Genomic DNA, 22,704 nt, shown 5'->3' with positions numbered 1-22,704 from the left:
CGCGCGGGTGCCGTACGCATCACGGCGCCCCGCGCCCTCAGTCACGACCGACGAACGAAATCCGCCCACCGCCCACAGTCGGTGGCTCTTCTTCGAGAGGTTCTGATGAACCGTCGCACGTTTCTCACCGCCGCGGGAACAGGGGCTGCCGCCCTGTCCCTCGGAGCCGTATCCGCGCCTTCAGCAGGCGCCGCGCAATCCGTGCGCGGCTCGGACTCACCACTGCTCCTGAGCTGGTTCCGCGACACCTACCGCTCGATCGAAGCGATGACGACCGATTTCGGTCTCGCCGTCGACAAGATCGACGTCAGCGGCACCGTCCCCGTCCAGTCACGCCAGACGTCCCCCACCAACATCGGCTGCGGCCTCTGGTCGACCGTCGCCGCGGCCGGGCTCGGCGTGATCAGCGATGCCACGATGGAACGCAGGCTGGAGCGCACCGTCGGGGCGGTCGAGAAGCTGGAGCGCCACCACGGCTTCTGGCTCAACTGGTACGACGCGCACGACGGTTCGGTCCTGACCGAGTGGCCCGGCAGCGGCGACCCGGTGCGCCCGTTCCTCTCCTCCGTCGACAACGCCTGGCTGATCACCGGTCTGCGCATCGCCGCCGACGCCGCGCCCGCCCTGCGCCCCCGCATCGCCCGCATCCTGGCCACCGCCGACTGGTCGTACTACTACACGCCGTACGACCCGGCCGACCCCGTCGCCGGCCCCGGCCAGCTGCGCGGCGGTTTCTGGACCGACACCGAGGAGCCCACCGGCCATCACTACGGCGCGCTCAACACCGAGCCGCGCATGGCAAGTTACCTGGGCATCGCGGACGGCTCGCTGCCCACCGACCACTACTGGCACCTGCTGCGCACGATGCTCCCCGAGCACGGGCAGGAGCAGCACCCGCAGGGCAGCTACGTCGCCATGGACGGCGTACGCGTCTGGCAGGGGCACTACACCCACCGCGGCCGGAAGATCGTCCCCACTTGGGGAGGGTCGATGTTCGAGGCCCTGATGGTGCCGCTGTTCGTGCCGGAGCCGGAGTGGTCGCCGCGGTCCTGGGGCCTCACACACCGGCGCTACGTCCGCAGCCAGATCGAGCACGGCGTGAAGGAAGCGGAGTACGGGTACTGGGGCTTCTCCCCCGCCAACATTCCCGAGGGCGGGTACCAGGAGTACGGCGTCGACGCGATCGGCATGCAGGTGGACGGATACGCCTCCAACACCGACCGTACGTACACCACGGACGGTGAGCTGCTGCCGCCCCCCTCGGCGTTCACCAACGGAGTGGTCACCCCGCACGCCTCCTTCCTAGCCCTGCCCTACGCGCCGGACGAGGCGATCGCCAACCTGCGTGCGCTCGACCGCGACTTCGGTGCCTACCACGCCGGATACGGATTCCGGGACTCCGTCAACGTCGGCACCGGGCGGGTCAGCGACTACATGCTCGCTCTCGACCAGGGCATGATCGCCGCGGCGCTGGCCCAGGCGATCCGCCCGGGCCTGCTGCAGCGGCCGTTCCGGACCGGTGGGTTCCAGTCGAAGGTGCGTCCGCTGCTCGCCAAGGAGCGCTTCTCCATCTGATCCGCCCTGTGGCGGCGTGCGCGGAGGTCAGTTCCAGCCCTTTCGGTACGCCGCCCAGTCGCCGTCCCGCGCCGCGAAGTCGACGTAGAGCGCGACCCCGAACCGTTCCCGGCCGCGGTCCGTGCGCCCCAGCCCGAGTCTGGTGCCCCGGACCGCGGCCGCGACCGTCTCCGCCGACTCGTGGTGTCCGAGGTCGTTCTCGTGGAAGAACGGCAGCCCCATCAACAGATCGGTCTGCGGGGGCGTCACCTCCAGGGCGAGCGCGGTCTGCTCGGCGACGTAACCGCCGAACATGCCCTCCAGCGGCATCCAGGTGTCGTACGACATGACGGCGATCTGGTCGACCCGGCGTGCGACCTGCGCGAAGTACTTCTGCGACCACCACTTCTGGCGGCCACTGAGCGCCCCCACCACCCTGTGCGCCGCCGGCAGCGGGTCTATCTGGTGGGCGGCGACCGACAGGGGAACCTTGCGGGCCCGTGTGAGCCCGCGCAGGTCGTCGAGGAGCGAGAGGTAGTGGCCGTCGCCGGAGTGCAGCGGCTCCAGGTCGAAGTGGACGCCGTCGAACCCGGCGTCCAGGATCTGCCTCGCCGATGCGACGACAGCATTTCGGGACGCGGCCCGCTCCAGGCGCAGCCCGTCGGGCCCTTCGGTGGCGAGCTTGTCGCCGAGCCAGGCCTGGACCCGGATGCCGGGCAGGGTGCGGTGTACGGCGTCGAGCAGCCACCGCGCCCGGGGGTGGCGGCCGGCAGGCAGGGTGCCGTCGTGTTCCAGTGGCCCGGCGTGGACGTACAGGTCCTTGATCCCGGTCCCCTTGATCCGGGCGGCGAACGCGGCGAGGTCTGCGTCGTCCTTGCGCCCGTCGACCCAGGCGTGGCCGAGCCAGATGGCATCGTGGCCACGGGTGCGGGTGCCGTCGCCGGGCTCACCTGAATAGTTGAGCCGCAGGGCGGTCCCGGCGGTGAGGACCGGTACCACGATCACCAGGACCGCTCCCAGCGCGATCCGTCTCGGCCAGGTCCTCCACAGCCCGCTCCAGTGGAACCGGGCCGCCCGGTTCCGTACGGCCTGAGTCATGCGCTTCGTCCGCGTCCGCACGTCCGTCCCCCCTGAATGCCTGATGCCGGTGTGCCGTCGCAGTATGAACGGCATCGTTCCCGAATCCGGGCCCGATCGCCCGGTCGCGGGTGACAGAGGGTGGACATAGCCTCACAAATGTGATGCCGCTCGTGAGCCGTACCCGGATATCCATACCGGGCCGGGCCCTTCTCGCCGTGCTTTTGACGGTGTGCTGGCTGGCCCTTCCCGCCGCGCTGACCGCACGCGCCGACGGTCCCGTCACTCTGTCCAAGGACGGGCAGATCACCGACAAGGTGGGGGCGCTCGGGGACCGCAGGGACCAGGTCACGGCCGCGCTCGACCGGCTGTACGCCGACCGCCGCATCCAGCTCTTCGTGGTCTACGTACGTGACTTCTCCGGCCGGTCCGCGCAGAGCTGGGCCGATGAGACGGCCAACCGCAACGGCCTCGGCCGCGAGGACGTCCTGCTCGCCGTCGCCACCCACGACCGGCAATACGCGTACACCGTCGAACAGGGCTCACGCCTCACCGATGCCCAGCTCCAGGACGTGGCGAGCACGGCGATCGAGCCCGCGCTCAGGGAGCACGACTGGGCCGGCGCGGCGATCGGCGCCGCGAACGGGTACTCCGCGGTGCTGGCCGACAAGGCCGTGCCCACCCCGACGATCACGCCTGGCGTCGCCGATCCCGGAACCGGGAATTCCGGCGGGACGAGTGCCACGGACCTGATTCTGCCGGTGGTCGTCGTCGGCGGGGCGGCAGCGGTCGCCGGCTATGCGTACACCCGGCGCAGGAGGCGGGCCACGACCCGCACCACGCCCGGTGCGACCGGCTGGGGTCCTGGCTCCGCCGCATCGGGCCCGCCGCCCCGGCCACCGACTCCGTTGCCGGAGCTCGATGCCCGTGCGAAGGAGTTGCTGGTGGACACCGACGACGCGGTCCGCACCAGTGAGGAGGAACTGGGTTTTGCCACCGCCCAGTTCGGTGAAGAGGCCGCAGCTCCCTTCACCGAGGCCGTCACCTACGCGAAGGGCGAGCTGACGGCCGCGTTCCGGTTGCGCCAGCAGCTGGACGACGCCTTTCCCGAGGACGATGCGACGCGGCGCCGGATGCTGGACGAGATCATCAGCCGCTGCACGGACGCCAACAGCCGCCTCGACGCCGTGTCCGAGGACTTCGACCGGCTGCGCGCTCTGGAACGCAACGCTCCGCAGGCCCTGACCACGGCCGAGACCGCCTTCCGCGCTCTCGCCGGCCGCGTCTTGGCCGCCGAGGCCGCTCTGGCCGCGATGCACAGCCGGTACGCGGAGTCGGCCTCCGCGCCGGTCGCGGGCGCCGTCGAACAGGCCAAGGACCGGCTCGTCTTCGCCACGTCCGGCCTCAACCAGGCCCGGCAGTCGGTGGACAGCGGGAGCAACGCCGCGGCGGCGGTGTATGTGCGGGCAGCTGAGGGCGCTGTCGACCAGGCGACCACCCTCGTCGATGCCGTGGACCGGCGGAGCCGGGAACTCGCGGAGGCAGCCGGCAGACTGCCTGCCGCCCTCACCGAGACGGAAACCGACCTGGCCGATGCGGGCGGGCTCCTCGAAGGCACCGCGGAGGGTGTGTCGACGGCGGACCTACGGGGCCGGATCGCGCGCGCGGAGTCGGTGCTCGGTGACGTGAAGGGGGAGATGCAGGCCGGTCCGTACGACCCCATCGACGCACTGCGCAGGATGGAGGAGGCCGATGCGGCGCTCGACGAGGCGCTGGCCGGCGCCCGCGAGCAGGAGCAGGGCGACCGGCGGGCCCGCTCCCTGCTCGACCAGGCGACGCTCACCACTCGTTCGGCGATCGCCGCCGCAGCCGACTACATCACCACCAACCGCGGAGCCGTGGGCAGCCAGGCCCGGACCCGCCTCGCGGAGGCCCAGCGGCGGCTCGACCGGTCCCGTGAACTGGCCGGGACCGGCGATCCCCAGGGTGCACTGGCCCAGGCGCAGCAGGCGGATTCCCTGGCCGGGCAGGCCCGGAGCCTGGCCGAACAGGATGTGCGGTCGTACGGGGGCCGAAGCGGTCCGGGCAGTATGCAGGGAGGGGGCGGCGGGGTCGGCGGCGCGGTGCTCGGCGGGATCATCCTCGGCGGACTCCTGGGCGGCGGGGGCGGTCGCGGCGGCGGGGGTTACGGAGGAGGCTTCGGCGGGGGTTTCGGAGGGGGCGGCGGGCCGGGCAGTTTCGGCGGCGGGGGCACGCGCGGCCGACGGGGCGGCGGCGGCCGCTTCTGAGCCGACGGCACGGACACCGGCTCAGGGCTTCATTCGTACGCATTCACACACAGGAGAGGTGCCATGACCAAGCAGACCGTCCTCGGCCGCGTCACCCAGCTGGCGAAGGCCAACATCAACGCATTGCTGGATCAGGCGGAGGATCCGCAGAAGATGCTGGACCAGCTGATCCGCGACTACACGGCCAACATCTCGGAGGCCGAGCAGGCTGTCGCCGCGACCATCGGCAATCTGCGGCTGATGGAACAGGACCACCAGGAGGACGTCGACGCGGCCAAGGAGTGGGGCGGCAAGGCGCTCGCCGCCAGTCGCAAGGCCGACGAACTGCGGGCGGCCGGGGCGGGCGTGGAGGCGGACAAGTTCGACAACCTGGCCAAGGTCGCGCTCGGCCGTCAGCTCCAGTCGGAGAAGGAGGCGAAGACCGCGGAGCCGGCCATCGCCTCGCAGACCGAGGTGGTGGACAAGCTCAAGTCCGGCCTGGACCAGATGAAGACCAAGCTGACGGAGCTGAAGTCCAAGCGTGACGAGCTCGTCGCACGCGCCAAGTCCGCCCAGGCGCAGAACCGGATGATGGACTCCGTCAAGAACATCGATGTGCTCGACCCGACCAGTGAACTCAGCCGTTTCGAGGACAAGGTACGGCGCGAGGAGGCGAAGGCGCTGGGCAAGCAGGAGCTCGCCGCGTCGTCCCTGGACGCCCAGTTCGAGCAGTTGGACAGCCTGGGCGACAGCACCGAGGTCGAGGCCCGTCTCGCCGCGCTGAAAACGGCCTCGTGACCGCGGTCCCGGCGGGCTGATGACGGGGCGGAGCCGCCGGCGAGGCCATGGCGGGCAGGGGCCCTCGGCGGGCTCCCGGACCGCTCAGAACATGCTCAGCAGCTGCTCGAGCGTCCGCTCGGCGGCCGGCTCCCCGTCGGGCAGCGCCAGTTCGAACCAGACGGTCTTGCCGCGCGGTGTCCGCCTCGACCCCCAGGCCACACTCAGCAGCCCGACCAGCTGCAGCCCACGCCCGCCCTCATCGGTGTCGCGTGCCCGCCGCCGCCGCGGCTGGACGAGACCCGCGTCCCATACCTCGCACACGAGCGTACGGTCGCGCAGCAGCCTGAGCCGGATCTCGCCCTCCCCGTACCGCAAGGCGTTGGTGACCAGTTCGCTGACCAGAAGTTCGGTGGTGTCCACCAGGTCCTCGAGGTCCCAGGCGAGCAGCCGGCCACGGGCCAGTTCGCGGGCGCGGCCGACGGACCGGGGTTCGCGGGGCAGCCGCCAGTCGCCGACGGCGTTGGCCGGCAGCCCCCGGATGCGGGCCATGAGCAGGGCGATGTCGTCCTCGCCGTGCCGGGTGTCGAGGGTGGTCAGTACGTGGTCGCAGACGTCTTCGAGCGGCCGGTCCGGTTCGACGAGCGCACCGCGCAGGGCATCCAGTCCTTCGTCGAGCGGATGGTCGCGGGACTCGACGAGGCCGTCCGTGTAGAGGGCGAGCAGGGCGCCCTCCTTCAGCTCGACCTCGACCTCCTCGAAGGGTTCGCCGCCGACGCCGAGCGGCATCCCGGGCGGGACGTCGAGCAGCATGGCCGGATCGCCCGGCTCGACCACGGCAGGGGGGAGATGGCCGGCGTTGGCGAAGGTGCACCGCCGGGTGACCGGGTCGTAGACCGCGTAGACGCAGGTCGCCAGGTAGACCTCGGAGAGGTCTGCCTCACGGGACTTGTGGGCGGCCCTCGAGGGCCACTGGACGCCGCCGCCGAAACCGTCGGATGAGGAGGCGCCGCCGCCGGGGGTGCCGAGCCCGCGGGCGACCTCGTCGAGTGCGGAGAGCACCTCGGCGGGTTCCAGGTCCAGGAGGGCCAGGGTCCGTACGGCGGTGCGCAGTTCGCCCATGGCCACGGCGGCCCGCAGGCCACGGCCCATGACGTCGCCGACGACGAGGGCGGTCCGGTGGCCGGGGAGTTCGATCACGTCGAACCAGTCGCCGCCCACCTCGGTGGCCGTGTTGCCGGGAAGGTAGCGGCAGGCGATGTCCAGGCCGGCGGCCACGGGGTCGCCGGGCGGCAGGAGGCTGCGCTGGAGGATCAGTGCGCGCTCGTGCTCGCGCCGGTAGAGGCGGGCGTTGTCGATACAGACCGCGGCGCGCGCGGCGAGTTCGGTGGCCAGTGCACGGTCCCTCTCGCCGAAGGGTTCGCTGCCCTTCGTACGGGAGAACTGGACGAGACCGACCACCGTGTCGTGGGCGACCATCGGTACGGCGAGCGTGGACTGGACGAAGCCCCGGTCGTCGCCGGGCACATCCTCGACATGACCGGTGCGCAGGGCGATGGCGCAGGGCGAGTTGTACGAGAAGCGGTGCACGGCGCCGAGCGCGGGCGGGCCGGTGTCCCCGCCGGGTGCGGCGGTGTCCACGGCGGTGGCGGGCAGAGCGTCCGACACGGCGCTGGCAAGGGCGACGCGGCGCAGTTCGGCGGAGCCGCCGACGGACTCCTGACGGAGCGAATCCCAGCTGCCGGGCGGCGCGTCGTCGCCGGTGAGCAGCCCCTGGTAGAGGTCGACGGAGGCGAGGTCGCAGAAGCCCGGCACGGCGACATCGAGGAGTTCGCGGGCGGTGGTCTCCAGGTCGAGGGAGTTGCCGATACGGGCACTGGCCTCGTTGAGCAGGGCGAGGTTACGGCGGGCGCTGGCGGCCTCACGGGCGGCGATGTGCCGTCGGGTCACATCGGTGGCCAGTCCGGCGATGCCGATGGGGCGGCCCGATCCGCTGTGCACGCGGTAGAGGTTCATGGACCAGTGGCGGTTGTCGCTGTCGCCGGGCGCGGTGCCGACGAGCTGGAGATCGGTGACGGACGCACCGGTCTCCAGAACGCGCTCCAGCGTGGCGGTGAGCCGGTCGGCCTCGGGGCGGGAGAGGTAGTCGTCGACCGTACGACCGCGGTGGTCGGCGGCCTGGCCGCCGAAGACGGTGGCGAAGCGCTGGTTGGCCCGTATCACCGTGAGGTCCGTACCGAACAGCACGAAACCGAAGGGAGATTGGCCGAATATGGCCTGTGACGCAGCAAGGTCCGTCTCGATGCGGCGCAACGCGCGGACGTCCACGACGATGCAGAGCGCGGCGCGTTCCCCAGTCCCCGTCTCGCTCGGCATCACATAGATCTCGGCGATCCCGTGCACCGGGTCCTCGCCCGGTATCCGGAAGGGGACGAGTCCCGTCCACTCCTTGCCGTCGAGGATCTCACCGACCCGGCGATGGCCGTCCCTGCGTAGTTCGGCGGGCATGAACGCCTCGACCGGATCCATGCCTACCGCTTTGTCTGCGGGAACGCCGAAGAGGCCGGCGGCCCGCCGGCTCCACTGCTCGATCAGGCCGTCGGGGCCGATCGAGAAGGAGGCGACCCTGATGTAGTCATAGATCGAGCCAGGCGGGCTGCTCTGCCACACAATGCCGCCCGCTGTCCCAGGTATTTCGCTCACGCGACCGTCCCCTCCAGCTCACACACCGGACCGGTCCTGCCCGCAGTATTCAGCACTACAGCCCCTACCGACACGGCGTTCACGATCACAGCACGGTCTCAGTCCCTTTCAGCCAGGTTCTGCCCGACCTCTGGTGATCGCTGTGCGTCCCACCCCACTCCTAACCAGGCAGGGCCAGCTCGAACCACACGGTCTTGCCGGTCTTTCCGCGCCTGGTCCCCCAGCGGCGAGCAGAACAGGCCACCAGCTGCAGTCCTCTGCCGCCCTCGTCATCGGGTCCCGCTATACGTTCGGTGGGCGGATCCGGAAGCGGATCGGAGACCTCCACGAGCAGCCCGGGACGGGCGGCGGGGGCGTGACCGTTGAGATGAGGGCGCAGCAGCCGTACGCCGATGGGGCCCGATGTGTACTGCATGGAGTTGGTCACCAACTCGCTGACCAGCAGAACTGTCATATCCCCGACGGCAGCGTCGAGCCCCCAGCCGCGCAACGCCTCATGGACGGCATGCCGCGCGGAACGCACGGCGCCCGGCACAGCCGGAAAGGTCCACTCGGCGCAGTCGCCTTCGGTGTCGATCACGCCGATCACTTCCCAAGACCAGCAACGGGAACGTCCTGTTTACGGGGGTTAATCAGGACATACCCGATATTCGGGGCGAACTATCGCCAGGATCGACACGTGGGGCGTACGGGTGTAGGGCCGCGCGCACGAACAGACGTACACAGAGAGAGGGGCGCACAGGGCAATCGGCGCGCGCCACCGGAATCCACGCCTGAATCCATGCCGACAGCGCTCGCCGCAGCGTTCCGCGTCAGCGGGGCGCACCGTCCGGCAGGCGGCGCATCGCCTCCGCGACCGCGGGCAGGTCCTGGTCCAGCCAGTCGACCGCGTCGCTCTCACCGGGCCCGAGCCAGCGCAGTTCGTCATGGTCCTGGAGCGGTGCGGGCACCCCGGACACCAGACGGGCCGTCCACACCCGGAGCACGTACCCGGGCTTCAGCGGCCACTCACCGGGGATGCGCTCCAGCGGTTCCGTCTCCACGCCGAGCTCCTCGCGCAGTTCCCGTACGAGCGCCTGCTCGCCGCTCTCCCCCGGCTCCAGCTTCCCGCCCGGCAGCTCCCACCGGCCGGCCAGCTCGGGCGGGGCGCTGCGGCGCGCGGCCAGCAGGCGACCCCGGTCGTAGACGGCTCCGGCCACCACCACACGATCATTCATGAGCCGGAGCGTAACGCCCGCGCCCCACTCCTTGCGGACGCCCTACGGCCGGGCACTCTGCCCGATGCGCTCCACCCAATAGAGCTGCTTGTGGCCGTGGGTGTCGAGCTCGTCGGCAGTCTTCTGGGCCTCGCCCTGTGTGGCATACCTGCCGACGCGGTAGCGATTGCCGTTGTCGTCCTGCCGTATCACCAGCCAAGGGAGCTCGGCACCGTTGTCGCTCATCGTGCCCCTCCCCAGCATTGCGCCCCTCCCTCGAACGGCATGCACGTCTCTAAGGATCCCCAGGAAACCGCAGTACGCATATGCCGGAGCCTACGCCTGACCTTCACTCAACGGATACGTAATTACACAAAGAGATACCGATCCGGCCATCGAGAAGGGGCGCACCCGGTTGGATGCGCCCCCTGCGGCAGTCACGTCCCCGGTCCGTCGCCGTACGCACCGTCGGCATCGGCCTGAGAACGGGCCCGTTCACCTTCCGGCGTGCGGGTGCGAACGGGAAGACAGGAGCGGTACATGACAAGCCGTTACGGCCGGTGACTGCCCCTGGTTACGGGACCGGACGGGGCGTCACTTGTCGTCACCGACGCCGGACGGCGCCCTCCAGGTACCGGTCACCTGACCGGAAGGTGGTAGGCGATCCGGAAACGATCGGCAGGCACCACCACGTCCGCCGTCTCGACCGGGCGACCCGATGCGTAATACGTACGCTCGATCACCATCACCACATGGCCCGGTACGCCGCCGAGCGCCAGGAGCTCATCCGCCAGCCCCGGGCGCGCGCCGACCTGCTCGGCCACGTTGTCGACGACGACATCGATCGCGGCCATCCGCTCGACCACCCCGCAGCCGCCCAACGGGCCCTCCTCCGGCAGCATCACCGGCGTACGCCCCGTCACGGCGAGGGGTTCCCAGGACGTGGAAAGCATCATCGGCTCCCCGGCCTCCCGGAAGGTGTATCTCGTACGCATCACCCGGTCGCCCGGTTCGATGCCGAGGCGCTCGGCGATCTCACCGCTCGCACCCTCCTGCTCACTGCGCGACTCCCAGGTCCCGCGCACCCCGTCCGCCGTCTGCTCCTGACGGAACGGGCTGGCCCCGGCCCCGGTCCGGTAGCCGGAGCGGGCGATCCGGCGCGGGACCGGACGCTCACGCACATACGTACCGGAGCCGGAACGTCCCTCGACCAGGCCCTCGGCCATGAGCACCTTGCGCGCCTCCAGCGCGACGGTGTCCGAGACTCCGTACTCCTCGCGGATACGGGCCTGCGACGGCAGGCGCGTATGCGGCGGCAGCGAACCGTTGACGATCTTCTCTCTCAGATCGCTCGCAACGCGCAGATAGGCGGGCTGCTCACCGAAAGTCACAGGCCACTCCCAACAGATTGACAGTCTGCGACAGCCTGGCAACCGTCGGTTGTGAATCGCAAGTACAGGCCAGAGTTTCACCCGAAGTGATGATTCATCACTACCTCGCGCATATCCCGCCGCCGACCGCCGGAGAGACCCCGGCCCCCGTTCTACGGTCAGGGCTGGACGGGCGTCACGGACGACGGCGAGCTGATGACCGCGGTCGACCGGGGCCGCGACCGGCGCCGGCGCAAGGTGTGCGGGGCGGCCGCGGATGTGGCCGCCCCGCACACTCAATGGCTTACGGAGCCGTCATCAGAACTGCAGGGCCCAGGAGTTGATCTTCCCGGTGCCGGCCGCCGCATTGTCGCTGACCCGCAGCTTCCAGGTGCCGTTGGCCACCTCCGACGAGGCGTTCACCGAGTAGGTGGTGACCACGTTGTCGCTGCTGCCACCCGTCCCGTACGCCTTCAGGTTGTGGACCGAACCGTCGGGCGCGACCAGGTCACGGACGCCCGGCGCTGATCGCCGTACAGGCCGAGGCCGTGTCACCGCTGGCCGCCGCCTTCCGCGCCGAGGCGGACGGACTGCTCGACGCCCCGGCCGGCGCGGCCGCCCCCACCCTCGCCGAGGGCATCGCCATCCCCCCGCCCACCGCGCGCGGGCCATCCTGGCCGCGGTACGGGAATCGGGCGGCACCTTCCTCACGGTGACCGAGGATCAGATCCGCACGGCACAGCTGGATCTGGCCGCCCGCGGGTTCTATGTGGAGACGACGGGCGTCGCCCGCTGGGCTGCGGTCGGCGGCTGGTCGGACCAAAGCGTCGTCGTACCCCTGTGCGGCGCAGGCCTGAAAACGGGCCTCGCCGGCTGACGGGGCCGGCGGCCGTTCACCCACGCGCCGCGCGCCGTGCACCGCCGCTCGGCACGCGCGTCCATACCTTCATACGGTGAGCCTCTCGCGCCTCTGTCTCCTCACGTCCCTGACGTCTCTGGTCGCGGGCGCCCTGATCGCACCGCTGCCGCCCCTCTCGTACGCCGCCGCTCCCCTCCCTCCCTCGTCCACGGCCTGCGGCCGGGACACCGACCCCGCCTGGGCGCCGACCTCCACCCGGTTCGGCGCGGCCGCCGGTTACGACCCCTATGCCGGCAACGGATATCTGGCCCATCGAGTGCCCGCCACGGGCACCGGCTATGCCGCCCCGGGCGGGAAGACCGGCTGGCCGCTGTTCACTCCGCGCTACGACGGCGCCTTCGTCTCCGGCCTGTTCGGGCGTGACAAGAACCTCGCCGCCGGCCGCGAGGTGATCGCCGCACTGCCGAGCTGGACGACGCTCGACGTACGCGTCGGCAACGAGACCTACGGTTCCGCCACGCCTCCGGGCCGGATCTCGCACTACCGCCAGACGGTGTTCCTGCGCTGCGGCCTGGTGCGTACGTCGCTGCGCTGGACCACGGCCGACGGGCGCACGACGGACCTGACGTACGAGGTGCTCGCCGACCGGTCCGATGCGCACACCGGCGCCGTGCGGCTGCGCATGACACCGCACTGGAGCGGTACGGCGACCGTCACCGGCCGCCTCGACCCGCGGGGCGCACGCCGGATCACGCTCAACGACGACGGAACGTTCCGCACGCAGGGCACCGGAACTGCGGGCGCGATCGTCCAGACGATGCGCACCGGCGGATCGACGTCGGCGCAGGTACCCGGCACCGACCGGGTGCGCAGCACGGTCCGGGTACGCAACGGGCGCACGTACACCTTCGAGAAGTACGTCGGAGTGGACACCGCGCTCACCTCGTCCGCCCCGCGCACAGCCGCCGGCGAGGCGTCCCGGCGCGCGGCCCGGCGCGGCTGGTCCGGTGTCTTCGCCCAGAACGCCGCCGCCTGGCGACAGGCCTGGTCGGCCGACATCTCCGTACCGGACAGTCCCGAGCTGCAGAGGTGGCTGCGGTCGGCGCAGTACGGACTGCTCGCCTCCACCCGGACCGGGTCCCGCGACAGCATCGCTCCGGTCGGTCTGACCAGCGACAACTACGCGGGCCTGGTGTTCTGGGACGCCGAGACCTGGATGTACCCGGCGCTGCTCGCCACCCGCCCCGAAGTGGCCCGCTCCGTCGTCGAGTACCGCTACCGCACGCGCGGAGCTGCCCGTACCAACGCCCAGAAGCTGGGATTCCGGGGGCTGTTCTACCCGTGGACGAGCGCGAGCAAGGGCAACCTCCGGACCGAGTGCCAGAGCTGGGACCCCCCGCACTGCCTCACCCAGAACCACCTCCAGGGCGATGTCTCGCTCGCGGTCTGGCAGTACTACCTGGCGACCGGGGACCGCGACTGGCTGGCCGGACACGGCTGGCCGCTGCTTCGGGGGATCGCCGACTTCTGGGCCTCGCGGGCCACCGCGAACGGCGACGGCAGCTACTCGGTGAAGGACGTCGCGGGCCCCGACGAGTACAGCAACGGCGTCACCGACGAGGTCTTCACCAACGCGGTCGCGGCCACGGCCCTGCGCAACGCCACCCGCGCGGCGCAACTGCTCGGGCACCCGGCACCGGCCGAGTGGACGCGGGTCGCGGACGGTCTGCGCATCCCGTACGACCCGAAGCGGAAACTCTTCCTCGAGTACGCGGGCTACAACGGCTCGACGATCAAACAGGCCGACACGGTGCTGCTGATCTACCCGCTCGAGTGGCCGATGGAGCCGGGCGCCCGGGCATCCACGCTCGACTACTACGCAGCGCGCACCGATCCGGACGGCCCGGCGATGACGGACTCGGTCCATGCGATCGACGCCGCCATGATCGGGGAGGCCGGCTGCGCAACGTACACCTATCTCCAGCGTGCCGTGCGCCCGTTCATGCGCGGCCCGTACGCCCTGTTCAGCGAGGCCCGGGGCGCGAAAGCGGGCGCACAGGACCCGCTGTCGGGCTCCCCCGCCCAGGACTTCCTCACCGGGAAGGGCGGATTCCTCCAGGTCTTCACGCACGGTCTGACGGGTCTTCGGCTGCGGGAGGACGGGGTGCGCCTCGATCCGTTGCTGCCGCCGCAGCTGGGAAAGGGCGTCACTCTGACGGGGCTGCGATACCGGGGCCGTACGTACGACATCGCGATCGGCCCCCTGACGACGACGGTCCGGTTGATCTCCGGCGCCCCCTTCACCGTCCACACCCCCACGGGCCCCCGCCTCCTCACCGGCACGCTCGCCCTCGCCACCCGCCGCCCCGACCTCGCCCGGACTACGGACGCGGCCCGCTGCCGCCCGGCGACGGCGACCTCCGAGACCCCCGGCCTGTACGCGGCCGCGGCGGTGGACGGCAGCCCGGCCACGTCCTGGTCCCCGGACGGCGCGTCGGGCGCACTGACGGTGGACTTGGGGCGCGCGGCCCCGGTGACCTCGATCGAGCCGGAGTGGACGGACGCACGCTTCTCCTCCTACCGCCTGGAGACATCGGTGAACGGCACGGACTGGCGGCCGTACCGGTCGGGGGCGCCGGCCCGTCAGGTGCGGCTGACGGTCACTTCGGATGACGCGGAGAAGCCGGTGGGCGTACAGGAGTTGAGGGTCCTGCAGCCCTGACCGTGATGACTGAGCCGGCTGAAACGCCCCCGCCCTCGGCGGTTCAGCCCTGCGGTTGGAAGTAGCGGGCGCCCTTCTCGATCAGGTGCGAGGCGTAGGCCCGCCCCAGGGCCGGCTTCCCCCGGTACATGCCCACGTAGCCCTGCGCGCTGTCGACGACGACCGGCCGCGCGAAGCAGGCGAACTGATTGCGCTGCTTCTCCTCCGCCCACGCCATGGCGGCCGGATCGATCCGGTCGCTGACCAGGACGGGGAAGGACGCGACGCCGGTCTGCATCCCGACGGGCAGGCCGCCCTTGTTCTTCTTGGCATACGCGAGCACCTGCGTGGTGAACGTGTCGATGACCGGCACGGTGACCTCGGGCACGGCGGCGGCCACGGTGAACAGATGCAGATTGGTGGCCGCCCAGCGCATCCGGAAGTCGGCCCGCCGTCCGACGAGCACAGGGACCCCGGCCCAGTCCTCCCAGCGCGGGGCGCAGCCGTCGGCCGCCAGTCGGCTCTCGACGGAGACCAGGTAGTTCCGTATCGACTCTTCGCTCATGGCCGCGATTGTCCATGGGCCGGACTCCCTCGCAAACCCACCGAACCGGTTCGCCGAGCCGACCGGACTGCCCGTCGAGCCGCTTCCCCGCCCACACCGGCCGGCATCTCTCCCCAAGTCGCGTGCCGGACCGCTCAGATGCCGGGTGGGCCGAGTCGGGTGTAAGGAACGCCGACACTGGTGCCACCGGGGGTGACGACCCTGATGGTGACTGCGCCCGCCACGCCGGGCGGTGCCGTGGTTGTCAGCTGGGTGTCGGAGACCACGGTGAAGCCGGCGGGCACGGCACCGAACAGTACTGAGGTGGCATACGTCAGTCCGACGCCGGTGAGCGTCAACGTGTTTCCGCCTGCCAACGGCCCCTGGTTGGGCACCAGACCAGTGACGACCGGGGCAGCCAGATACAGGTAGGCCACACCATTGCTCGTGCCACCGGGCGTGGTGACGGTGACCGGGACGGTACCGGAGACATCGGGCGGCGATACCGTTCTGATCTCCGTGGCCGAGAAAATGGTGTAAGGGGTCGCCGCCGTCGCACCGAAGCGAACCGCCGTGGCCTGGAGGAAATTCGCACCGGTCAGCGTCACGGGCATACCGCCGCCCACCGGCCCGGACCCGGCGGTGACGCCGCTGATCACCGGTGCGGCGAGGTAGTAATAGGAGACGGCCTGGGTGCTGGTACCACCGGGCGTGGTGACCGTGACGGCAACCGGACCCGGACCGCCGGTGGGGACAACGGCGGTCAGTTGGGTCGCCGAGACGAAGGTGAACGAACTCGCCGTGTTCACCCCGAAGCGGACGGAGGTCGTTCCGGTGAAGCCGGTCCCGGACAAGGTGATGCTGTTCCCACCCACGAGTGGCCCCTGGGCCGGAGTCACACTGCTCAGAACCGGAACGGCGACATACGTATAGGGAATCCCAACGCTGGTGCCGCCCGGAGTGGTGATCGTGACGTTGACGGTGCCGACGGGCGCGGCGGGGGCGACCGCGGTGGCCTGCGTCGCGGAGACGGCAAGGAACGCGGCGGCCACGGTACCGAAACGAACCGAGGTGGCCCCGGTGAAGTCGGTTCCGGTCAATGTGACCGTGTTCCCGCCCTCGACCGACCCCTGGTTGGGGACGACGGAACTGATCGCGGGCGTCGCGATCGTGTAGTTGAAGCCAACGCCGTTGCTGGTTCCACCGGGCGTGGTCACCGTGATCTGCACGGTGCCCGCGCCGGCCGGGGCGACCGTGGTGATCGCGGTCGCGGACACCACGGTGAACGAAGCGGAGGGAGTACCGCCGAAGGTGACCGCGGTCGCACCGGTGAATCCGGTGCCGGTCAGTGTGACGACCGTTCCGGCGAGCCCCGAGAAAGGACTGCTCACGGTGATTACGGGGGCCGCCGCGGCCGCCGACGGTCGCGTAGCGCGGGGCATCGCGCTGTCGGAGCTCTCCAAAGCCGTTCTCCTGTCGGGTGATGTGATCTGCGGGATGCGATCGGGGCGTTGTGGACGGGATGCGGAGATCGGAATGTGGTGATCGGGGCGCCGCCCGGACCTCCTGGCCGGGCGGCGATGAGCGAGTGGTGCCTGTTGGTTGCCCGCCAGGCCGGGCGCGGAACGACCCGGACCGGGGCGGGCGTCATGCATCCGGAAGCGGTACCGGCGCCGGCGCTGTTGCGCGTCGGCAGTCGGTGCCGCAGCCGTGACGGATCAGATGCCGGGGCCTGTCACGTACGTGAAGGCGCCGGCGTCCGTGGCAGTGCCCGCAGGGTTGGAGAGACCGACGTCGACCGCACCGGCGGCGCCGGGCGGGGTGACGGCGGACACCGTCGTCGCGTTGATGACCGAGAACGGTGCCGGCACCGAGTCGAACGTGACCTGGCTCGTCGAGGTCAGGTTGGTGCCCGTGATGGTCACCGCCGTTCCGCCGGACGTCGGCCCGGAAGCCGGAGTGACCCCGGTGACGGTCGGGACGTCGATGTACGTGTACGACAGACCGTTGTTGGTGCCTCCGGCGGTCGTCACACTGACGCCCACCGGCCCGGCTGCCGCACCAGCGGGCACGACGACACTGATCTGGCTGTCCGACAGCACCGTCGGCACCGCGGTGTTGGCGCCGAAGGACACCCCCGTGGCGGTGGACAGGCCGGTGCCGCTGATGGTGATGGTGTTGCCGCCCGCGGTGGCGCCCGAGCTCACGCTCAGACCGGACTTGAACGGGGCGCCGACATAGAAGAACGGGATCGGGTTGCTGGTTCCGCCCGGGGTGGTCACCGTCACGCCGACCGTGCCGGAGCCGGACGGCGAGACAGCGGTGACCTGGGTGGGCGAGACGTTGGTGACGGCGGTCGCCGGCTTGGTGCCGAAGAGCACAGCGGTGGTGCCCGTGAGGTTGGTGCCCGTGATGGTGACGGTGGTACCGCCACCGGTGGAACCCTGGTTCGGACTGATTGGCATGGTCGTCCTCCGTGTGTTTGAACTGAACTTCCGAATAAGGGAGTTGACTCCGAGCTCGCGCAGGGTGCTTGGAGCCGTGATGAGCCGTTTCGCGGGTCGCGGGCCCCGGACGCCGCGGCCGGCGGCCACGCTCGTGGCCTCGATGACGAGGTACTCGGTGTGCGCGGATGGCTCGCGCACCGCTCCCTTACAGAGGCCGGGGGCTGTCGCACCAGCCCCTGCCGCTACCTGGCAGGGGCGACTGGTCGGATCCAAGTCCTCTACAGGGGCGCCCATCGCGGCCATCCGGAGCAAACGATGCCGAGGTCCGTCACGCATGGACGGTCGGCGAACAGAACGGTTCCGCGTTCCCCCGGAGAGGGATGGGCGGCCCACCGGTTCGGTCACCCAAGTGACCCACACAAATGAAATATGACACAAGCATCTTGACGGTTAGCCACCTGGACGGACGAGCGCACAGGGGCGGATCGATCGGCACGCCGGGGGGAGTCGAATCCGCCGCCCTTCGCACCATGCGCCCCCAGGAACAGCGCGCACCTGACCGGTTACCGGCAACGAGTACACCCGGCGCGGAAGCAGGCCGGGGCCGGCGCGGGCTCACGCTGCGCAAGGCCCACATCACACATCAGGCGCTCATGCCGCCGCCCGGGCCGGTTCTGTGGGCCGTCGGTGGCACAGCAGCCCGCGCCCGCTTGCGCCTGCCGTCGGGCTCCCACACCGCGCTGAACAATCACCCGGGTCAGGACGTACGGACGCGTCTCAGCCGACTGAGAGGAACGACCGATGGACAGGGCGGGACATCCGGATCGCAGGACTCTGCTCGCCGGCGGACTCGTGGTCGCCTCGGTCGCACTTGCGGGATGCTCATCGACGAGCGCCACCCCATTGGCGACCAGTACTTCGCCGGAAGCGCGGCCGACCACTCCCGCCGCGGCATTCACGAGACTGATGGACGGCAACAAGCGCTGGGTGAGCGGAGACCTCCGACACCCCGACCGGGATCCGAACCGGCGCCAGTTCGTTGCCCAGAAGCAGGAACCCTTCGGGGCGATCCTTTCGTGCATCGACTCCCGGGTGCCGCCTGAACTCCTCTTCGACACCGGGCTGGGTGACCTGTACGTGATGCGCACGGGCGGGGAGGCGGTCGGCCCGGTGGTCACAGGTTCCGTGGAGTACGGGCCCATGACGAGTGGCACTCCGCTCATCGTGGTCCTCGGGCATCAGCGTTGCGGCGCCGTCGAGGCGGCGTACAACTCCATCCGTGACGGCAAACCGCTGCCCGGCAACCTGGAGGCGATCGCCAAGGCTCTGCGGCCGGCGTACGAGCAGGCTGTCCGGGAAGGCGGTGCCGACCCGGTCGAGACCATGGCCCGCGCCCAGGTCAAGCTGACCGCGGCCGACCTGCGCTCCAACCAGGACCTGGCCCCACTCGTGGGAAGGGGCGCCCTTGCCGTGGTCGGCGCCTACTACTCTCTCGACACCGGCAAGGTGGAAGTCCTGGCCGGCGCGCCTTCCTGACCGGTCGGGCGCCGCCCTCCCACCCGGAACCGCTCCGCGGTCAGTAGTGACAGCGGGTGGCGAGGATGACGGTCGCCTTGTCCGTGACCAGATGGACGAGGCGGTGCTCATCGTCGATCCGTCGCGACCAAAGCGCGTCGGGCATCGAAGCGGAATGCCGAGCACAGAGCTGCCACCTGCACAGATGTCGTTCTGACGCGGGCCATCCCAGCACCTCCCAGTACGGTACGTCCCGGCCTCAAGAAGGAAGCGAAGAAGGTGCACCAGAAGCCGCAGCGGCCCGCAGACGGAGCAGAACTGCCCCGATGACCTTGTCCTCGGGGCAGTAGCCGCACTGCTTGGAGTCCCGCGAGCCCGGCTTCTCGCCCAGCAGGACGAGCATGCCCGGCGGCACGTGGGTACCGGGGCATCGGCCGGCCCAGTGCGGTACGGGCTCTCCGGCGACGGCGGCGACGCGTTTGACGTACCAGGAGTCGGGGGTGGTGCCCGCGGGGCCGTGCCAGCCGTGCTCGGGGTGGGGGGCGACGACGACGGCCACCCGGCCCGTGGCGACGCGGCGCGCGCCGCGGAGCACGAGGAGCCGGTCGCCGGGCATGAGGGCCGGCGACATGCTGTGCCCGCGGACGGTCACGGCCAGCAGCCGCCGACGCGCCAGTGTCAGGGCCGCGGCGAGGAAGAGGAGTACCGCGAGGGCGAGGAGCACCGGGACCGCGACGCTCACCGGACGGTCTCCTCGTAGCCCTCGGCCTGCGTGGTGAAGAGCTCGGCATAGGTGCCGTGGACGGTCATGAGCTGCTCGTGGGTGCCTGCCTCCTGCACGGTTCCGTCGGCGATGACGACGATGGCGTCTGCGGCGCGGACGGTGTTGAGGCGGTGGGAGACAAGGATGCTCGTCGCGCCCTGGCGGAGTGAGGTGAGCCGGTCGTGGACGTGGCGTTCGGCGACCGCGTCTAGGCCGGTGCTGGGTTCGTCGAGGATCATGAGATCCCGTTCGGAACGCATCAGGGACCGGGCGAGCGCGAGGCGCTGCCACTGGCCGCCCGACAGCTGGACGCCAGGGCTGGTGTCTTCGGTGTCGTCGGGGAAGAACATCCGGCTGAGCATGGTGTCGTACCCCTGTGGGAGGCGGGCGAGGGCGGTGTGGATGTCCGCGTCGGCGGCGGCGGCGTGGATGCGCCCGTGGTCGTGGAGAGAGCCGAGGTCACCGAGGCCGATGTTCTCCCCGGCGGTGAGGTCGTACTCCATCGGGTCCTGGAAGACAACGCTGACTCGCCGGCGCAGCTGGTCCGCCGGGAAGTCCTTGAGGTCGATGCCGTCCCAGTGGATGCTGCCCCGCTGCGGGTCGTAGAGGCGGCACAGCAGTTTGACAAGGGTGCTCTTGCCGGCCCCGTTGAGACCGACGATGGCCAGGCTGGTGCCGTGCGGGATGGTCAGGCTGATGCCGCGGAGGATCCACGGTCCGTCGTCGGAGTAGCGGAACCAGACGTCCCGGAGTTCGAGGCCGCGACTCAGCGGCGGTGGGGCGATCGGGGCGGCCGGGGCGGGGAGGTCGTCCCGGACCTGGGTGACATGCAGGTAGTGGCTGAACAGCAGGGCCGTCTGGTGGCTTTGGGCGATGCACCCCACCAGGCTGATGAGTGCCGTCTGCATGCCGGCGAGGGCCGCGACGAGGAGGGATACGTCACCGGCGGTGAGGGCATGGGTGGCGGCCTGGTGCACGCCCCAGACGAGTGCGCCGGTGGAGACGCCGGCTCCGAGGGCGGCGAGGGCCGTCTCGTAGGTGGCGAGGCGGCGGTCGAGGTGCTCCTCCTGCCCGTTGATGCTGTCGAGATCGGCGCGCATGCGCTGCGCGAAGTAGTCACCGAGGCCGTAGAGGCGGATCTCTTTCGCCGCTTGGGTGTCGGTGAGGAGCCCTCGGTAGAAGATCTGGCGGCGGGCGAGATTGCTGGTGCGCCAGAACATGTCCGCGCGATGACGGCTGTTGGCCAGGTGGGCGAAGAGGGCCGGAACGGCCGCGGCGACGAGGACGGCGGCCAGGGTGGGGCTGATGAGCAGGAGACTTCCCAGGAAGCCCGCCATGGTGAGGATCCCCTGGGTGCCCTGGAGTGCCGCGCCGACGATGCGCTCGGCCCCCTGCGCGCTCTGGATGGCGAGTTGGAGGCGGTCGTGGAAGGCGGGCTGTTCGAGCTTGGACAGACCGCTGAGCCGGTTGACGGCCTTGAGCAGGTCGCTCTGGGCCTGGGTGGAGGTGGCGCGGCGGATACGGCCGTCGGCGTACGAGGAGACGGCTGAGCCGGCAGCGAGGAGGACAGTGAGCAGGCCGATGCCGGCCGCGGCCCAGTTGAGGTCCGCGACGCGGAAGTCGTCCGCGGTGAGGCTGTCGACCACGTACTTGAGCAGCCAGGAGGCGGCTACGGGGGCCGTACCCGCGATGACGACGGTGGCGACGCGGACGGCGAGGGCCCCGGGGCAGGCCCGCAGCGTGAGGGCGAGTACGGCGGTGAGGCCCCGCAGGAATTCGGCCGTCCGGGAGGTGGACTGCCTGCTCATGCGGTGAGGAGGTTGAGCGCGGGCAGGGAACCTTGGCCGATGCCTGTCCCGGTGACGGTCCCGTCGGCGTCGAGGAGGACGAAGGTGGGGTGGTGGCGTACGCCGAAGGCGCCGGCGACGGAACCGTTCGGCGGTTCGGTGGCGGTGAGTTCGGTGTGCGGGCCGACTGCTTCGAGCAGGGGACCGGCGTCGGCGGGCTGCCCGCTGATGACGACGACGAGATGCGCGCCTGACGGGCTGTTCGCCTCGGTCCACCGTTGGATCTCGGGGAGGCTTTCCCTGGTGGGCCCGCAGTCGGGGCGGAGGAAACAGATGAGGGCGGGGTGCCCGGCCAGGGTGGATTCGCTGACTTCGCCTCGGGGGGTGTGCAAGGTGAAAGCGGGGGTGGGGTCGCCTTCGTGTACGGCAAGGGCCGGGGGGCCCGAGACCGCGGCGGCCGGGGCGGGGGCGGCTATCGTGGCGCGCCAGCGTTTGATGACCGCAAAGGTGAGGAGGGCGTTGAGGAGGGTGACCGCGGCCAGAAGGGCGAGGCCGGCGATGGCGTAGCTCACTGCGTGATCGTCCTTTCAGCGTTGGCCGGTGCGGGCGGAGAAGAAGAAGGCGAGGTCGTCGGTGAAGACGGCGAACGCGGTGAGATAGCCGGCGGTGGCGACGGCGAGCGCGAGCGCGGGGGCGCTGAGGGGGGTGGTGGTGCCGTGGGTGAGGGCGATGGCGCCGCCGAGGAGGGCGAGCACAGTGAGTGTGGCGTTGCGGGCGACATGCCAGGGGCCCATGGGCACGGTGGTCCTGCTGCCGAAGCAGGGACAGCCGGCGGAGCTGCGGCGCCGCATGGTGGTGACGGCGACGGCGCTGAATGCCGCGCACAGGGCGGCGGCGACGGCCAGGCCCGCGGTGAGCGTCCGGGGCAGGGCGAGGAGCACGGCGGCGAGGAGCTCGGCCACGGGCACCAGGACGGCGAGAGCCGGCCGGGCTGCGGCCGGCAGGTAGGTGAGGTCGCCCAGTGCCGTGGCGAATCGGCGGCGGTCGCGCAGCTTGGCGAGGCCGGCCACGGCCAGCACGCAGATCAGGGTCAGGCGGCAGACGAGCAGCAGGTCGGACAAGGGTGACTCCGAAAGAATGGGTC

18 protein-coding genes and 3 pseudogenes are annotated in these 22,704 nt (G+C 70.8%); 6 read left to right on the top strand and 15 right to left on the bottom strand.

Annotated features, from left to right (window positions below; all coding sequences use genetic code 11):
* The first annotated feature begins 105 nt into the window (after positions 1–105).
* Positions 106–1,575: a glucoamylase family protein gene (locus ACZ7IB_RS03725; protein WP_470908877.1), complete on the top strand. Its 1,470-nt coding sequence runs from the start codon at positions 106–108 to the stop codon at positions 1,573–1,575.
* A gap of 27 nt (positions 1,576–1,602) precedes the next feature.
* Here ACZ7IB_RS03725 and ACZ7IB_RS03720 read toward each other — a convergent pair whose 3' ends face one another.
* Positions 1,603–2,652 carry a glycoside hydrolase family 18 protein gene (locus ACZ7IB_RS03720; RefSeq protein WP_470908875.1) on the bottom strand — a complete coding sequence of 350 codons (1,050 nt, stop codon included), beginning with the start codon at positions 2,650–2,652 and terminating at the stop codon, positions 1,603–1,605.
* Positions 2,653–2,804: 152 nt separating this feature from the next.
* On the opposite strand from ACZ7IB_RS03720, the gene ACZ7IB_RS03715 reads away from it, so the two are divergent.
* Entirely contained in the window at positions 2,805–4,919 is a 2,115-nt protein-coding gene (locus tag ACZ7IB_RS03715) for a TPM domain-containing protein (protein ID WP_470908873.1), read from the top strand.
* 63 nt (positions 4,920–4,982) lie between these two features.
* On the top strand, positions 4,983–5,696 hold the full coding sequence (locus tag ACZ7IB_RS03710; RefSeq protein ID WP_470908871.1) for a PspA/IM30 family protein: 714 nt from the start codon (positions 4,983–4,985) through the stop codon (positions 5,694–5,696).
* Between the two features lie 84 nt (positions 5,697–5,780).
* On the opposite strand, the gene ACZ7IB_RS03705 is transcribed toward ACZ7IB_RS03710, so the two are convergent.
* From ACZ7IB_RS03705 to ACZ7IB_RS03680, 6 genes and pseudogenes are all read right to left on the bottom strand, one after another.
* Entirely contained in the window at positions 5,781–8,345 is a 2,565-nt protein-coding gene (locus ACZ7IB_RS03705; protein WP_470909499.1) for a SpoIIE family protein phosphatase, read from the bottom strand.
* Positions 8,346–8,538: 193 nt separating this feature from the next.
* Positions 8,539–8,967 (bottom strand): ATP-binding protein, encoded by a 429-nt coding sequence (locus ACZ7IB_RS03700; protein ID WP_470908869.1) that lies wholly within the window; start codon positions 8,965–8,967, stop codon positions 8,539–8,541.
* 223 nt (positions 8,968–9,190) lie between these two features.
* Positions 9,191–9,595, bottom strand: coding sequence for a (deoxy)nucleoside triphosphate pyrophosphohydrolase (locus tag ACZ7IB_RS03695; protein ID WP_093896846.1), 405 nt, complete (start codon positions 9,593–9,595; stop codon positions 9,191–9,193).
* Positions 9,596–9,637: 42 nt separating this feature from the next.
* Positions 9,638–9,820 carry an SPOR domain-containing protein gene (locus tag ACZ7IB_RS03690; RefSeq protein ID WP_470908867.1) on the bottom strand — a complete coding sequence of 61 codons (183 nt, stop codon included), beginning with the start codon at positions 9,818–9,820 and terminating at the stop codon, positions 9,638–9,640.
* A 392-nt stretch (positions 9,821–10,212) separates the two neighbouring features.
* Positions 10,213–10,965: a GntR family transcriptional regulator gene (locus tag ACZ7IB_RS03685; RefSeq protein ID WP_470908866.1), complete on the bottom strand. Its 753-nt coding sequence runs from the start codon at positions 10,963–10,965 to the stop codon at positions 10,213–10,215.
* A gap of 297 nt (positions 10,966–11,262) precedes the next feature.
* A pseudogene (locus tag ACZ7IB_RS03680) lies at positions 11,263–11,454 on the bottom strand (proprotein convertase P-domain-containing protein); the annotation flags it as partial.
* A 5-nt stretch (positions 11,455–11,459) separates the two neighbouring features.
* On the opposite strand from ACZ7IB_RS03680, the pseudogene ACZ7IB_RS03675 reads away from it, so the two are divergent.
* Together ACZ7IB_RS03675 and ACZ7IB_RS03670 are read left to right on the top strand one after the other, a co-directional pair.
* Positions 11,460–11,821: pseudogene (locus ACZ7IB_RS03675) on the top strand (pyridoxal-phosphate dependent enzyme); the annotation flags it as partial.
* 76 nt (positions 11,822–11,897) lie between these two features.
* On the top strand, positions 11,898–14,525 hold the full coding sequence (locus ACZ7IB_RS03670; RefSeq protein WP_470908864.1) for a discoidin domain-containing protein: 2,628 nt from the start codon (positions 11,898–11,900) through the stop codon (positions 14,523–14,525).
* A 43-nt stretch (positions 14,526–14,568) separates the two neighbouring features.
* Here the strand turns inward: ACZ7IB_RS03670 and ACZ7IB_RS03665 are convergent, their stop codons facing one another.
* The 3 genes from ACZ7IB_RS03665 to ACZ7IB_RS03655 all read right to left on the bottom strand — a co-directional run bounded on the left by ACZ7IB_RS03665 (position 14,569) and on the right by ACZ7IB_RS03655 (position 17,513).
* Complete coding sequence (locus ACZ7IB_RS03665) at positions 14,569–15,069, bottom strand: levansucrase (RefSeq protein WP_470908863.1); 501 nt, start codon at positions 15,067–15,069, stop codon at positions 14,569–14,571.
* A 134-nt stretch (positions 15,070–15,203) separates the two neighbouring features.
* Positions 15,204–16,439 carry an IPT/TIG domain-containing protein gene (locus ACZ7IB_RS03660; RefSeq protein ID WP_470908862.1) on the bottom strand — a complete coding sequence of 412 codons (1,236 nt, stop codon included), beginning with the start codon at positions 16,437–16,439 and terminating at the stop codon, positions 15,204–15,206.
* A 327-nt stretch (positions 16,440–16,766) separates the two neighbouring features.
* Positions 16,767–17,513: an IPT/TIG domain-containing protein gene (locus tag ACZ7IB_RS03655; protein WP_470908860.1), complete on the bottom strand. Its 747-nt coding sequence runs from the start codon at positions 17,511–17,513 to the stop codon at positions 16,767–16,769.
* A gap of 783 nt (positions 17,514–18,296) precedes the next feature.
* On the opposite strand from ACZ7IB_RS03655, the gene ACZ7IB_RS03650 reads away from it, so the two are divergent.
* Positions 18,297–19,031 (top strand): carbonic anhydrase, encoded by a 735-nt coding sequence (locus ACZ7IB_RS03650; RefSeq protein ID WP_470908859.1) that lies wholly within the window; start codon positions 18,297–18,299, stop codon positions 19,029–19,031.
* Between the two features lie 40 nt (positions 19,032–19,071).
* On the opposite strand, the pseudogene ACZ7IB_RS03645 reads toward ACZ7IB_RS03650, so the two are convergent.
* The 5 genes and pseudogenes from ACZ7IB_RS03645 to ACZ7IB_RS03625 all read right to left on the bottom strand — a co-directional run.
* Positions 19,072–19,161, bottom strand: a pseudogene (locus tag ACZ7IB_RS03645) (type II toxin-antitoxin system YoeB family toxin); the annotation flags it as partial.
* Between the two features lie 108 nt (positions 19,162–19,269).
* A complete protein-coding gene (locus ACZ7IB_RS03640; protein WP_470908858.1) occupies positions 19,270–19,752 on the bottom strand; it encodes a S26 family signal peptidase in 483 nt (160 codons plus the stop codon).
* Entirely contained in the window at positions 19,749–21,581 is a 1,833-nt protein-coding gene (locus ACZ7IB_RS03635) for an ABC transporter ATP-binding protein (protein WP_470908856.1), read from the bottom strand. The genes ACZ7IB_RS03640 and ACZ7IB_RS03635 overlap by 4 nt, the downstream gene beginning before the upstream one ends.
* A complete protein-coding gene (locus ACZ7IB_RS03630) occupies positions 21,578–22,132 on the bottom strand; it encodes a TlpA family protein disulfide reductase (protein WP_470908855.1) in 555 nt (184 codons plus the stop codon). The genes ACZ7IB_RS03635 and ACZ7IB_RS03630 overlap by 4 nt, the downstream gene beginning before the upstream one ends.
* A 15-nt stretch (positions 22,133–22,147) precedes the next feature.
* Positions 22,148–22,681, bottom strand: a complete 534-nt coding sequence (locus ACZ7IB_RS03625; RefSeq protein WP_470908853.1) for a MauE/DoxX family redox-associated membrane protein — start codon at positions 22,679–22,681, stop codon at positions 22,148–22,150.
* Positions 22,682–22,704: the final 23 nt, after the last annotated feature.

Source organism: Streptomyces sp. NPDC037301 (assembly GCF_055602785.1).
This window is presented reverse-complemented; position numbering and strand designations above follow the sequence as displayed.

Bases quoted from the DNA above. Each gene is read 5' to 3' on its own strand.
- ACZ7IB_RS03725 (WP_470908877.1), top strand. From the start codon at position 106: ATGAACCGTCGCACGTTTCTCACCGCCGCGGGAACAGGGGCTGCCGCC.
- ACZ7IB_RS03720 (WP_470908875.1), bottom strand. From the start codon at position 2,652: ATGACTCAGGCCGTACGGAACCGGGCGGCCCGGTTCCACTGGAGCGGG.
- ACZ7IB_RS03710 (WP_470908871.1), top strand. From the start codon at position 4,983: ATGACCAAGCAGACCGTCCTCGGCCGCGTCACCCAGCTGGCGAAGGCC.
- ACZ7IB_RS03695 (WP_093896846.1), bottom strand. From the start codon at position 9,595: ATGAATGATCGTGTGGTGGTGGCCGGAGCCGTCTACGACCGGGGTCGC.
- ACZ7IB_RS03690 (WP_470908867.1), bottom strand. From the start codon at position 9,820: ATGAGCGACAACGGTGCCGAGCTCCCTTGGCTGGTGATACGGCAGGAC.
- ACZ7IB_RS03665 (WP_470908863.1), bottom strand. From the start codon at position 15,069: ATGAGCGAAGAGTCGATACGGAACTACCTGGTCTCCGTCGAGAGCCGA.
- ACZ7IB_RS03655 (WP_470908860.1), bottom strand. From the start codon at position 17,513: ATGCCAATCAGTCCGAACCAGGGTTCCACCGGTGGCGGTACCACCGTC.
- ACZ7IB_RS03650 (WP_470908859.1), top strand. From the start codon at position 18,297: ATGGACAGGGCGGGACATCCGGATCGCAGGACTCTGCTCGCCGGCGGA.
- ACZ7IB_RS03635 (WP_470908856.1), bottom strand. From the start codon at position 21,581: ATGAGCAGGCAGTCCACCTCCCGGACGGCCGAATTCCTGCGGGGCCTC.